Annotated in this window: 11 protein-coding genes; 7 read left to right on the top strand and 4 right to left on the bottom strand. The window is 62.9% G+C overall.

The annotated features are described in order from the left end of the window. The first annotated feature begins 192 nt into the window (after positions 1-192). The 5 genes from ACFQJC_RS02970 to phoU all read left to right on the top strand — a co-directional run bounded on the left by ACFQJC_RS02970 (position 193) and on the right by phoU (position 5,634). On the top strand, positions 193-1,242 hold the full coding sequence (locus ACFQJC_RS02970; RefSeq protein WP_390221760.1) for a PstS family phosphate ABC transporter substrate-binding protein: 1,050 nt from the start codon (positions 193-195) through the stop codon (positions 1,240-1,242). A gap of 62 nt (positions 1,243-1,304) precedes the next feature. Then, the gene (pstC, locus tag ACFQJC_RS02965) at positions 1,305-2,264 is read left to right on the top strand and encodes a phosphate ABC transporter permease subunit PstC (protein WP_390221759.1); all 960 of its coding nucleotides are present in this window, start codon (positions 1,305-1,307) and stop codon (positions 2,262-2,264) included. Further along, positions 2,265-3,920, top strand: coding sequence for a phosphate ABC transporter permease PstA (pstA, locus tag ACFQJC_RS02960; RefSeq protein WP_390221758.1), 1,656 nt, complete (start codon positions 2,265-2,267; stop codon positions 3,918-3,920). 49 nt (positions 3,921-3,969) lie between these two features. After that, positions 3,970-4,812, top strand: coding sequence for a phosphate ABC transporter ATP-binding protein PstB (pstB, locus tag ACFQJC_RS02955; RefSeq protein WP_390221757.1), 843 nt, complete (start codon positions 3,970-3,972; stop codon positions 4,810-4,812). A gap of 141 nt (positions 4,813-4,953) precedes the next feature. Further along, on the top strand, positions 4,954-5,634 hold the full coding sequence (phoU, locus tag ACFQJC_RS02950; protein ID WP_390221756.1) for a phosphate signaling complex protein PhoU: 681 nt from the start codon (positions 4,954-4,956) through the stop codon (positions 5,632-5,634). A gap of 84 nt (positions 5,635-5,718) precedes the next feature. Here the strand turns inward: phoU and ACFQJC_RS02945 are convergent, their stop codons facing one another. Then, positions 5,719-7,944 carry a CDC48 family AAA ATPase gene (locus ACFQJC_RS02945; protein ID WP_390221755.1) on the bottom strand — a complete coding sequence of 742 codons (2,226 nt, stop codon included), beginning with the start codon at positions 7,942-7,944 and terminating at the stop codon, positions 5,719-5,721. 198 nt (positions 7,945-8,142) lie between these two features. Between ACFQJC_RS02945 and larC the strand changes: the two genes are divergently transcribed. Further along, positions 8,143-9,639 (top strand): nickel pincer cofactor biosynthesis protein LarC, encoded by a 1,497-nt coding sequence (gene larC, locus ACFQJC_RS02940; RefSeq protein ID WP_390221754.1) that lies wholly within the window; start codon positions 8,143-8,145, stop codon positions 9,637-9,639. Between the two features lie 18 nt (positions 9,640-9,657). Here the strand turns inward: larC and ACFQJC_RS02935 are convergent, their stop codons facing one another. The 3 genes from ACFQJC_RS02935 to ACFQJC_RS02925 all read right to left on the bottom strand — a co-directional run bounded on the left by ACFQJC_RS02935 (position 9,658) and on the right by ACFQJC_RS02925 (position 11,853). After that, positions 9,658-10,059, bottom strand: coding sequence for a VOC family protein (locus ACFQJC_RS02935; RefSeq protein WP_390221753.1), 402 nt, complete (start codon positions 10,057-10,059; stop codon positions 9,658-9,660). Positions 10,060-10,103: 44 nt separating this feature from the next. After that, positions 10,104-11,054: an alpha/beta fold hydrolase gene (locus ACFQJC_RS02930; RefSeq protein ID WP_390221752.1), complete on the bottom strand. Its 951-nt coding sequence runs from the start codon at positions 11,052-11,054 to the stop codon at positions 10,104-10,106. 64 nt (positions 11,055-11,118) lie between these two features. Then, on the bottom strand, positions 11,119-11,853 hold the full coding sequence (locus tag ACFQJC_RS02925) for a RuvC family protein (RefSeq protein ID WP_390221751.1): 735 nt from the start codon (positions 11,851-11,853) through the stop codon (positions 11,119-11,121). Between the two features lie 93 nt (positions 11,854-11,946). Between ACFQJC_RS02925 and radB the strand changes: the two genes are divergently transcribed. Next, the gene (radB, locus tag ACFQJC_RS02920) at positions 11,947-12,636 is read left to right on the top strand and encodes a DNA repair and recombination protein RadB (RefSeq protein WP_390221750.1); all 690 of its coding nucleotides are present in this window, start codon (positions 11,947-11,949) and stop codon (positions 12,634-12,636) included. Positions 12,637-12,650: the final 14 nt, after the last annotated feature.

Genomic DNA, 12,650 nt, shown 5'->3' with positions numbered 1-12,650 from the left:
TCTCGTGAGGGACAATAGAGAACCCTCAGTTAGTCATTCGTTCACATGCTGCACGAATTTAGAGACTCGTGCTCATCTCGAAGTGACTGGTATCGGGGGTCTGGGGGCACTTTGTCTGAAAACATACCACCATGTACGACTATATATTTGTCATAGCAGGGTATTTACCCGTAACTCGGCTCCTGAAAGTTGATGACGCGTAAAACGGACGATGTCCTGTCCCGACGTAAGTTCCTGATCGCTTCTGGTGCAGTTGGCGTTGCTGGTCTCGCCGGCTGTACCGAGAGCAACACCGGCGGTTCGGACGGTGGCGAATCGGGCGGCTCGGACGGCGGCGACTCCGAGGACTCCGGTTCCGACTCCGAAGGACTCTCCGGCGAAATCAACATCGCCGGTTCCTCGACGGTGTTCCCGCTCGCCACCGCGATGGCAGAGCGCTTCCAGTCCGAACACTCGGAAGTCAGCATCAACATCCAGTCCACTGGCTCCGGTGGCGGCTTCGCCAACTACTTCTGTACCGGACAGACGGACTTCAACAACGCGTCGCGCCCAATCAAGCCCGAAGAAGCCGACCAGTGTTCGAGCAGCGACGTCACGCCCGTCGAACTCAAGGTCGCAACCGACGCGCTGACGGTCATCGTCAACAACGACAACGACTTCATCGGCGAGGGTCTCACCGTCGAGCAACTCAAGACCATCTTCTCGGCCGAGGAACAGCCCGAAATGTGGTCCGACGTCAACTCCGAGTGGCCCGAAGAGCCAATCGAAATCTTCGGTCCCACTGACGCGTCCGGAACGTACGACTACTTCATCGAGGCAATCATCGGCGAGGAAGGTCCGGGCCACCGCCAGGACTACTCCGCGACCGAACAGGACCGCACCATCATCCAGGGCGTCGAAGGCTCCGAGTTCGCCATCGGCTACATGGGATTCGCGTACTACAGCGAGAACACGGACGCCGTGCAGGCGGTCGCCATCGAGAACGACGAGGGCAACTTCGTCGAACCGTCGCTCGACACCGCACTCTCCGGCGAGTACAACCCCCTCTCGCGCCCGCTCTTCACGTACCCCGCGAAGGAATCGCTCGCCAACGAACACGTCGCCGAGTTCGCAACCTACTGGATGGAGAACTCCACCAGCAAGGAAATCGTCGCCGACGAAGTCGGGTACGTCCCGCTCGGCGAAGAGGAACAACAGGAGATGCTCGACAAACTCAATTCGGCAATCGAAGAGGCCAACTAGGCTCCTAACGGCAGAATAGAGTAACGAAGCGTTTTTTCATACCCCACGATTCATACTATCCAATGAGTACAGATGACCCGGCTACCGACTTCACGCGGCGAACGGAGAACTCTCCGCGGGAGTTACTGACACGGTCGTTCTTCTTCCTGTGTGCGGCGCTGTCCGTCGTGACGACCATCAGTATCGTCGTACTCCTCGTCACCGAAGCGGCGAAGTTCTTCACTATCACCGCGTCGCTGATGGGTGTCGAAGGTCAAACAGCATCGCTCGTCGATTTCCTCACCGGGACGACGTGGCAAATCCATAGCCAAGAGTTCGGTGTGCTGTCGCTCGTCTCGGCGACGTTGATGATCACCATCGGTTCGGCAATCATCGCACTCCCGCTCGGAGTCGCCACCGCGATTTACCTGAGTGAGTACGCGAGCGCGCAAGCGCGGTCGGTTCTCAAACCCGCCCTCGAAATCCTCGCGGGCGTTCCGACCGTCGTCTACGGTTTCTTCGCGCTCATCTACATCACGCCCGCCATCGAGACGGTGATCCCCTCGATCGGGACGTTCAACCTGCTCTCGGCGAGCATCGTCGTCGGCATCATGATCATCCCGATGGTCGCCTCCATCAGTGAAGACGCGATGTCCGCCGTCCCGGACGAACTCCGGCAGGCGGGCTACGGCATGGGTGCGACCAAGTTCGACGTGTCCACCGGCATCGTCGTGCCCGCGGCGCTCTCCGGCATCTTCTCGTCGTTCATCCTCGCGCTCTCGCGGGCGATCGGCGAGACGATGGCCGTCACCGTCGCCGCAGGGGCACAAGCGAAGTTCCTCAACCCTCTCAACCCGGCGTCGTACCTCGAAGGTGCCCTGCCGATGACCGCCGCGATGGTCCAACTGCTCACCGGTGACATCACCGGCGGTGGCCTGGCCTACCGCAGTCTGTTCGCTATCGGTCTCGTGCTGTTCTTCATCACACTCGTCATGAACATCATCAGCGACTACGTCGCACAGAAGTATCGGGAGGTCTACTAAATGGCGACCGAGAACGACCCGCGAACTATCTCCGGGTTCGGCCAAGTGAGCCGCACGACCGGAACCATCTTCCGCTACCTGCTCATGGCGGCGACGATGTTCGGCATCGTCACGCTCGCGGTACTGCTCGTCTACGTCGCCAACGACGCGCTCCAACCGTTCACCGCGGACCCCGCCTGGCACCTGACGTTCTTCGTCACGCTCGTCGTCCCGACGGTGCTCGCTGGAGGGTATCTGTACCAGCGCAACAAGAGCGCGCTCTCGTTCGGCGGCATGGTCATCGGCATGCTCGTCGTCTCGCTCATGTTCGCCAGCGGCTTGGCGCTCGTCCTCATCGACATCATCCCGCCGCTGGTGGCTTTCTCGTTCGTCGTGGCGTTCGTGCTCCCCGCCCTCGTCGTGGTCGGACTCACGAAGTACGACCGGCAGATTCCGTTCGGCGCGCGCGTCGGTCTGACCGGTGCGCTGTTCTACCTCTCGCTGTTCGGCTTCCCCGGTTTCATCGGCTCGACGCTCGGCTTGCCATCGATTATCCCGAGCGTCGCCGACCTCGTCCAATCCCTCCCGGTCGTTCCGACGCCGTGGGTGATGGTCTCGCTCATGCTCGGCGGGACCGCCGCCGTCGTCATCGGCCAGTACTTCGGTGACATCCGCGGCGACAAGACCGGACTCGCCGTCGGTGTGGCCACGTTCGTTCTGACCGCGGTGGGTGCACTCGTCGGGTCGATGACCGGCTTTGGCGCGGTGGCGATGGCGACTATCACCTCCGTCTCGCTCCTCCCGACCGCGGCGTACGCCGGTGGGAACGCACTGACGAACGAAGAAGACCGCACTGGGTTAGTGTTCGTCGCCGTCGTCCTCGGCGGCACGCTCCTCGGCGCGTTCGTCGTCAACACCCTCGGCTTCGCCGGTCCGCAGTCGTGGGTCGATTGGCAGTTCCTCACCAGCGCACACAGCGGGAGCGCGGAGAACGCCGGTCTCTACCCCGCAATCGGTGGCTCGATTCTCCTGATGTGTACGGTCGCTGCGATGTCGTTCCCGGTCGGCGTCGGTGCCGCCGTCTACCTCGAAGAGTACGCCCCGAACAACAAGTTCACCCGCTTTATCGACGTCAACATCTCGAATCTCGCTGGCGTCCCCTCCGTCGTCTACGGGTTGCTCGGACTGGGTGTGTTCGTCAACTACCTCGGCCAGCCAACCGGGACGGTGCTCATCGGCGGGGCGACGCTCTCGCTGCTCATCCTGCCCATCGTCATCATCTCCTCGCGCGAGGCGATTCGGTCGGTCCCGAACGACCTCCGGCAGGCGTCCTACGGGATGGGCGCGACGCGCTGGCAGACCGTTCGCAACGTCGTGCTCCCCGAGTCGTTCCCCGGTATCCTCACCGGGACGATTCTCGCACTGGGTCGCGCTATCGGCGAGACCGCACCGCTCATCATGATCGGTGCGCCGAACGTCCTGTTCAACCTCCCGACGGAACTCTCGTCGAAGGTGAGCGCGATGCCGCTGCAAGTGTACGCGTGGTCGAGTCTCTTCGCCAGCGAGGACTTCTACACGAAGGCCGTCCCGGCCGGTGTGGTCGTCCTCCTCGCGGTGCTTCTGGCGATGAACTCGGTCGCAATCGTCCTGCGCAACAAGTACGAACGCGAAAGCTAACAACACGATTATGAGCCAAAACAACCAATCGAAGTCTGAACCGTCTCAAATGAACAATACACAGGACCCGACGACGGACGACATGCTCATCGAAACCGACGTGACCGATGGCATGTCCGAATCGCTCGATTTGACCGACCGAGACACCATCGTTCGCTCACGCAACGTCAACGTGTGGTACGGTTCGGACCAGGCGTTGCACGATATCACGATGGACATCCCCGAGAACAGCGTGACCGCGATGGTGGGACCGTCGGGGTGTGGGAAGTCTACGTTCCTCCGGTGTATCAACCGGATGAACGACCTCATCGATAGCGCCCGCGTCGAGGGCGAACTCTCGATTCGGGGTAAAAACGTCTACGACGACGACGTTGACCCCGTGGCACTCCGTCGTCGCGTCGGGATGGTCTTCCAGAAGCCCAACCCCTTCCCGAAGAGCATCTACGACAACGTCGCCTACGGCCTGAACATCCAGAACATCGAGGGTGACCACGACGAAATCGTCGAGCGCTCGCTCAAGCGGGCCGCACTCTGGGACGAGGTCAAGGACCGCCTCGACGAATCAGGTCTCGAACTCTCCGGCGGCCAACAACAGCGCCTCTGCATCGCTCGCGCGATTGCACCCGACCCGGAAGTGATCCTGATGGACGAGCCGGCGTCGGCGCTGGACCCCGTCGCAACCTCGCAAATCGAGGACCTCGTCGAGGAACTCGCCGAGGACTACACGGTCATCATCGTCACCCACAACATGCAACAGGCCGCGCGTATCTCCGATAAGACCGCGGTGTTCCTCACCGGCGGCGAACTCGTCGAGTTCGACGACACGCAGAAAATCTTCGAGAACCCCGAGAGTCAACGCGTCGAAGACTACATCACGGGCAAGTTCGGGTAAGGTTCGAAACGGCTCTTTTCGCCCGACGTACTCGTATTCTGGAGTGACTACCGAATCGACATCTCTTGTAAATAAATAGTCCTACATAGCAATAGGTAGTCAAGGGTAACCTTTTAGCCGAACAAGCGCGCACTACGAGACATGTCCCGACAAAGCTACCAAAAGAGCCTCCAGGAACTCCGGGAGGACGTCCTCTACCTCAGCGAACTCGTCGCAGAGCGCGTCCGCGAGGCGCTTTCGGCGCTCGAAGACAAAGACGAAGCACAAGCGCGGCAAGTCATCGAGGGCGACCACGAGATCAACCGCATCTACCTCGACCTCGAAAAGGACTGCATCGACCTCATCGCCCTGCAGCAACCCGTTGCGAGCGACCTGCGATTCATCGCCTCGTCGTTCAAAATCATCACCGACCTCGAACGCATCGGTGACCTCGCAACCAACCTCGCACAGTACGCCATCGACGCCGAGAGCGACCTCTACACCGAAGTCGATATCCAGCGCATCGGCGATGCCGCCCTCGACATGGTGGACCAGTCGATGGACGCCTACGACGCAGAGGATTCGGACCTGTGTTTCTCGGTCGCCGACCGCGACGACGACCTCGACGACATGTGTGACGTTGCCTCCGAGACCATCGTCCGCGACATCATGACCAGCGACGACTTCGAGGGCGACGGCGACATCGACATGGAAGAGTTCCTCGTGGACGTGCGCCGACTCCTGCTCACGGTTCGTGACCTCGAACGCATCGGCGACCACGCGGTCAACATCGCCGCGCGGACGCTCTACATGCTCGACAACGACGACGCGCTGTTGTTCTAAGCCTTCTTTCTGCAGTTTTCGTTCGAGACGCACACCGCTCTCCAGTCGAGCGTTAAAAAATCGATAGCGACGGCCCGAATCGACTTACTGGAAGCCGAGACGACCGTCGCGGGTGTCGGTGAAGCCCTCGCGGGCACCGCCTTTGAACTGGTCTTGAATCTGTTCGTAGTAGCTCATCAGGTCCTCGGTGATGGTCGGCCGGACCGACTCCATCGCCTTCCGGAAGTGACGCATCTCGATTTCCTCGGCGCTGTCGTTCTCGCGGAGCGCCTCGATTGCGGCCTCGCGGCAGATGGATTCGAGGTCCGAACCGACGTAGCCGTCCGTAATCTCGGCGATTTCGCGGAGGCTCACGTCGGGAGCCAGCGGGCTTTGCTGGGTGTGGATGTCGAGAATCTGCTCGCGGCCCTCCTCGGAGGGTTGGCCGATGAGCACCAGGCGGTCGAAGCGACCCGAGCGGATGAGCGCTGGGTCTATCATATCGGGGCGGTTCGTCGCCGCGATGACCATGACGTTCCCTGCGTCTTCCAAGCCATCCAACTCGGTCAGGAGTTGGTTGACGACGCGCTCGGAGACGTTGTTGCCCATGTCGTTGCCGCGGGCGGGCGCGAGGGCGTCCAACTCATCGAAGAAGATGATCGTCGGTGAGACCTGTCGCGCCTTGCGGAACGTCTGGCGAATCGCCTTCTCGGACTCGCCGACCCACTTCGAGAGGAGTTGCGGGCCGCGAACCGAGATGAAGTTGGCGTTCGTCTCGTTGGCGACGGCCTTGGCGATGAGGGTCTTCCCCGTCCCGGGCGGCCCGTACAGGAGGACGCCCTTCGGCGGCTCGATACCCATTCGAGAGAATTTCTGGGGCGACGTGAGCGGCCACTCGACGCTCTCTTTGACCTTCTGTTTCGGGTCTTCGAGTCCGCCCACGTCGTTCCACGTGACCTTCGGAATCTCGACGAGCACCTCGCGCATGGCGCTCGGTTCGACCTCGCCGAGCGCGCCGTTGAAGTCCTCGCGCTTGACCACCATCCGGTCGATGAGACTCGGTGGGATGTCCTCGCGGTCGAGGTCGATTTCGGGCAGGTACCTGCGCAGTGCCTTCATCGCGGCCTCTTTGGTCAGCGCCTCGATGTCGGCACCGACGAAGCCGTGGGTGTCGTCGGCGAGCACGTCGAGGTCCACGTCGTCCGACAGCGGCATGCCGCGGGTGTGGATTTGCAGGACCTCTTTGCGGCCTTCCTCGTCCGGGACGCCGATTTCGATTTCGCGGTCGAACCGGCCGGGACGACGGAGCGCGGGGTCCACCGAATCGACGCGGTTCGTCGCCGCGATGACGATGACCTGACCGCGGGCTTCGAGGCCGTCCATCATCGTCAGCAACTGGGCGACGACGCGGCGTTCGACTTCGCCGGTTACGTCTTCGCGCTTGGGCGCGATGGAGTCGAGTTCGTCGATGAAGATGATACTCGGCGACTCCTCTTTCGCGTCCTCGAAGATTTCGCGGAGTTGCTGTTCCGACTCACCGTAGTATTTAGAGATAATCTCCGGGCCAGCGATAGAGAAGAAACTGGCCGAGGTTTCGTTGGCGACGGCGCGCGCGAGCAGGGTCTTCCCGGTACCCGGCGGGCCGTGCAGCAGCACCCCTTGCGGCGGTTCGATGCCGAGTTTTTTGAAGATTTGCGGGTGCTTCATCGGCAGTTCGACCATCTCGCGGACGCGCTGAATCTCGTTGGTCAGCCCACCGATGTCCTCGTAGGTGATGCCGCTGCCGGTCTTTTCGAACCCCGAAATCGGCTCTTCGCGGAGTTCGACGTCGGTGTCCTCGGTGACGAGGACGACGCCTTCGGGCTTCGATTCGACTGCGATGAGCGGAATCGCCTGCCCGGGCGACCGCATGAATGGGTGGTTCGTACTCGACATCACCGGGACGATGTCGCGTTCGACCACGGGTCGTTTCAGAATCTGCCGTTTGACCATGCCGGCGGCGTCCGAACCGAACTGGACGCTCGCCTCTTCGGGCGGTGCCAGCACGAGTCGGTCGGCCTTCTTAGCCTCGGCTTTTCGGATGGTCACGCGCTCGCCGATACCGACGTCGGCGTTCTGTCGCGTGAACCCGTCGATGCGGACCGTATCCGTATTCCAGTCTTGCCGGTCTGCGCGCCACACTTTGGCGGCGGTCTTCTTCCCTCCTTCAATCTCGATAATGTCTCCCGGCGAGAGCTTGAGATGGAGTAGGGTGTCCGGGTCAAGACGGGCGATACCGCGACCCGAGTCGTTCGGGTACGCTTTCGCCACTTCGAGTTGGACTTCGTTCATGATTTACTCGCGGGGATGCTGATATCTCGGGGAGGCCACCGGATAAGTTCTTCCCCGAACCGCATTCGGGGGGTCGGCCACACCTAGTCACAGCGTAGCACACCGTAGGACGGGCAGCTATTAATCCCTAGCGACTGCGGCACTCTCCGAACGCCGCGATGCCGGGCGTTTTTACCCCTGCGAGCCGACAAAACGCGTATGAGATTACTCGCGTTCGACGGCCGGATGGGTGCCAGCGGGGACATGCTCCTCGGCGCGCTCGTCGCGGCCGGGGCCGACCCGGCGGTCCTCTCGCCGGTCGAAGACGCCCTCGACGTCTCCTACCACATCCACGACGTAGACAAGAACGGCATCGTGGCGACGAAAGTCGATGTCGTGCTCGCAGAGACCGACGGCGGCGACCCGCGCGGCGAAGGCCACGGCGGCGATTTCGGCGAGGAGAGAGACGACACTGAGGCGGCTGACGCTGAGACGGACGACGCCGAGACCGAAGCTTCGGAGTCTGACGGTGAGGCCGACGAGTACCACGGAAGTCGCGTGCGCGGCCACTTCCACGCCCACTCACACGACGACGGAGAGCACCACCACGGACACGGCGACGACCATCATCACGACCACGGCGATGGTCACCATCACCACCACGACCACGGACACCAGCACGGTCACGACCACTCGCACGAACACACTCACGCCGAAGGCCACGGCCCACACCGGACCTACCCCGAAGTCGTCGAACTCGTCGAGTCGATGGACCTTCCAGACTCGGTCGTCGAGGACGCGACTGCCATCTTCCGCGTCCTCGGCGAGGCCGAGGCGGAGGTCCACGGGACGGACCTCGACGAGACGCACTTCCACGAAGTCGGCGCGGACGACGCTATCGCCGACGTGGTCGGGGCGTGCCTCCTCCTTTCTGACCTCGACGTAGACCGCGTCGTCACCGCCCCCGTCTCGGTCGGGGGCGGCGAGGCGTCGATGAGCCACGGCACTTACCCGATTCCCGCGCCCGCCGTCCTCAACGTCGTCGAACGGGCCGACTGGTCGATTCGCGGCGGGCCGGTCGGGGCCGAACTGCTGACGCCCACTGGCGCTGCCATCCTCGCTCACCTCGCCGACGGCGTCGAGACGCTCCCGTCGATGAACGTCTCGAAATCGGGCTACGGCGCGGGCGGTTGGGATTTCCCCGACCATCCGAACGTCCTCCGCGCGCTCGTCGGCGACGGCGGGTTGCGCCTCGTCCGCGACGAAATCACCGTCCTCGAGACGAACCTCGACGACGCCACACCCGAGATTCTGGGGAGTCTCCAATCCACGTTGAAAGACGCCGGGGCACGCGACGTGACTATCCTCCCGACGACGATGAAGAAGGCCCGACCCGGCCACCTCGTGAAGGTCGTCGTCCGCCCCGAGGACGTCGAGCGCGTGGCCTACCGCCTCGCAATCGAGACGGGAACGCTCGGAATCCGCGAACACGGCGCGGGCCACCGCTGGACCGCCCACAGGGAGTTCGAGACGGCCGAGTTGAACATCGACGGCGACAGCTACGAGGTGACGGTCAAGGTCGCCAGCGACGCCGACGGGACCGTCTACGACCGGAGCGCCGAGTTCGACGACGCGCTCGCCGTCGCCAAAGAGACCGGTCTCGCGGTTCGGGAAGTGATGCGGAGAGCCGTCGATGCGGTCGCGGCGGACGAGTAGCGGACGGCCTTCTCCTATTCACTCCTCGGTGAGCATCGGATACGCGACTTCCCACAGGTGGCCGTCGGGGTCAGAAAAGTAGCCCGAGTACCCTCCCCAGAACACCTCTTGGGCCGGTTTGACGATTCGACCGCCGGCGACCGCCGCCTCTTCCAGAACCGCTTCGACGGCCGATTTCGTAGAGACGTTGTGCGCGATAGTGACGCCTGAAAAGCCCTCGCCATCTGCTGGAACGGTCACGTCCTCGGCGAGGAGTTCTCGCGGGTACAGTGCGAGCCACGTCCCCTCCAGCGTGAAGAAGACGATGTCGCTGTCGGGTTCGCGCTCCCGGAGCGGGAGTCCGAGACCGTCGCGGTAGAACTGAATCGACGTGTCGAGGTCAGCGACGCCGAGTGTCACCACGGTGATTCGGGGGTCCATTCGAGAATAGACTCGCGGATTGGCGATAAATCTCGCCGGTGTTGCTACTCCTCGTCCAGCTCTTCGAGGAAACTCCGAACGAGCGGCATGAGTTTCACGCCGAACTCCTCGGGGACGTAGTGGCCGACGCCGTGGAGTCTCACGGTCGAAGAGTTCTCGAAGAGGCTCTCGAACGTCCGCAACTCGGCGGGCCGGAACGCCCGGTCTTCCATCCCCCAGATGAGTCGCGTCGGAACGTCGGCGATTCGGTCCCGGCGCTCCCACAGCGACGAGAGCCACGCCGACGAGGTGAGAATCGACTGCGGGAACACGCCGGTTCCAGTTCTGCCCGCGCGAGTCGCGGCGAGGTACTGTTCGCGTGCTTGTGAGGCGAACTTCGAGCGGTCCGCGAATCCAAGGGGCATCACCACGCGCGTGAACAGGTCGAATCGCTCGCAGAGTTCGCGGCCGATTCGGCCGCCGAGCACCCGCGAGAACCGAGCGAAGTGGGGGTCGTCGGCGACCGGCCACAGCCACGTGTTCATCACGACGAGACCGCGGACGTTCTCCGGGTGGTCGATAGCGTAAGAGAGACCGATTGGGCCGCCCCAATCTTGGACGACGAGGACGATATCTTCGAGTCCCAGTTCTTCGACGAACTCCTCGACCACGTCGGCGTGGTCCTCGGGGAGATACGAGAACCCCGGCGGGCGCTCCGAGAGACCGAACCCGAGGTAATCGAGTGCGAGACAGCGGTACTCGCCTCGCAGGTGTCGAATCAAGTGGCGGTACAGGAACGACCACGTCGGGTTTCCGTGCAACATGAGCAGTGTCGCCTGTCCGCCGTCTTCGGGACCTTCATCGACGTAGTGGACCGCTCCGTCGGAGAGACCGAGACACTTCGACTCGAACGGATAGGCCGACCGGTCAACCCATCCGGTTCCGACGTGTGTGGTTCCGATACTGTCGAAGTCTTCGACGGCCTTGTCGAGTGCGCGCTTGCTCATGGAGGTCATGGTAGGAGAAGTACGCGCGCGACTGACATGAAGTCAATTTCTCGCCGCTCACACAGTCAGCGAATTACGAATCTCGTTCGCGGTGTTCGTCGAGCGCCTCGCTGATATCCAACTCGCCGGCGGCGACCCGGCGCGCCAGTGCCTCGTCGATGGTGCGATTATCCTCTGATTCCTCGCGCGAGCGGGATTTGATTCGTTGGAGTTCGCCATCCGTCGGCGTTATCTCGCGCGATTCGATGGGTTCGCCCTCCATCTGGGCGATGTTGACTGCGGCGAGGACGTCACCCATCCCACGCGCGCCGGTTCCGAGGTAGGGTGTCGTCCCCGTCTCGTCCACGAGTTCGACGGGAATCTCGTGGAGGTCGTTGATGATTCTCGCCCCCTGCAGGCGTGCACCGTCGCCGATGCGGACGAGCGGGTCGATCGCGTCGTTCGCCTCGCGCTCGATGACCGACACCGCGTCCGCGAGCGGGACGTGAAAGGCGGCGACGATAGTCTCACCCGAGAGGACCGCGATTCCGGGTCTCGTCCCGGGGTCAACGCCGATAATCGTCCGGCCGCTCCCGCCGCGGAGCATGGCGAGTGCTTCGTCTACTGCGCGCCGTGCCTCCTCGCCCGTGGCGGTCACGCGCGAGACGTCGCTGTCACCAACGTCGTCGTCCGGCGCGGCGATAACGACGGCCGTTCGCTCGGGGAGCGGGTCACCGGGTTCGATGGTGGTAAAATCGACACCGCGATTTCGCAATTCAGCGACCGCTTCGTGGTACAGTTCGAAATCGGCGGTGGCGACGACAATCACAGGTGACGTTCGTGACGTGCAAAATAAAGGGTATCGTGGATTCGACCCGCGCGGACCGGGGGCTTTTTCGGGTGGTAGCGCGGAGCGTCGGGTGTGACAGAGCCAGTCTCGACCGGGTGTACGCCGCTCGACAACCTGCTCAACGGCGGGTTCGAGCGAGGGACCGTCACGCAGGTCTACGGGCCGCCTGCCGCAGGGAAGACGAACGTCGCGCTCTCGGCGGCCGTTCGCGTCGCAGCAGCAGGTGGGACCGTCGTCTACATCGATACGGAAGGGCTGTCTATCGACCGCTTCCGGCAACTCGCCGAGGCAGTCGCACCGGGCGACGTGGACGAGGTCACCTCGCGGCTGTTCATCAGCGAAGCGTACGACTTCGAAGACCAGGAGGCGGCCGTCCGCGACGCCGAGGAGTTCGTCGAGGACGCCGACCTCATCGTCGTCGATTCGGCGACTGGCTTCTACCGACTCGAACGCACCGCCGACGGCGACGCTGGCGAATCGTTGCGCCGCGTCGCCCGACAGGTGACGCATCTGCTCTCGCTCGCGCGAAAACACGACCTCGCGGTCGTTTTGACGAATCAGGTGTACTCCGACCCCGACACCGACCGCACGCGCGCACTCGGCGGCCACACGCTCGAACACTGGACGGGGACGGTCCTTCGACTCGACCGTTTCCGCGGCGGCAACCGCCGTGCCACGCTGGAAAAACACCGCGCCAAGCCCGCCGGCGAGACGGCGACGTTCAAAATCACGGACCGCGGGCTGGCGGGTACCGAGTTCTAAAAAAGCTATTTTTG

The sequence above is a fragment of the Haloferax namakaokahaiae genome, from assembly GCF_042663225.1.
Classification (GTDB): domain Archaea; phylum Halobacteriota; class Halobacteria; order Halobacteriales; family Haloferacaceae; genus Haloferax; species Haloferax namakaokahaiae.
This window is presented reverse-complemented; position numbering and strand designations above follow the sequence as displayed.

Excerpts from the sequence above, each read along its gene's own strand:
- ACFQJC_RS02930 (WP_390221752.1), bottom strand. The coding sequence starts at position 11,054 with ATGACCTCCATGAGCAAGCGCGCACTCGACAAGGCCGTCGAAGACTTC.
- ACFQJC_RS02945 (WP_390221755.1), bottom strand. The coding sequence starts at position 7,944 with ATGAACGAAGTCCAACTCGAAGTGGCGAAAGCGTACCCGAACGACTCG.
- pstB (WP_390221757.1), top strand. The coding sequence starts at position 3,970 with ATGAACAATACACAGGACCCGACGACGGACGACATGCTCATCGAAACC.
- ACFQJC_RS02970 (WP_390221760.1), top strand. The coding sequence starts at position 193 with ATGACGCGTAAAACGGACGATGTCCTGTCCCGACGTAAGTTCCTGATC.
- phoU (WP_390221756.1), top strand. The coding sequence starts at position 4,954 with ATGTCCCGACAAAGCTACCAAAAGAGCCTCCAGGAACTCCGGGAGGAC.
- pstC (WP_390221759.1), top strand. The coding sequence starts at position 1,305 with ATGAGTACAGATGACCCGGCTACCGACTTCACGCGGCGAACGGAGAAC.
- larC (WP_390221754.1), top strand. The coding sequence starts at position 8,143 with ATGAGATTACTCGCGTTCGACGGCCGGATGGGTGCCAGCGGGGACATG.
- ACFQJC_RS02935 (WP_390221753.1), bottom strand. The coding sequence starts at position 10,059 with ATGGACCCCCGAATCACCGTGGTGACACTCGGCGTCGCTGACCTCGAC.
- pstA (WP_390221758.1), top strand. The coding sequence starts at position 2,265 with ATGGCGACCGAGAACGACCCGCGAACTATCTCCGGGTTCGGCCAAGTG.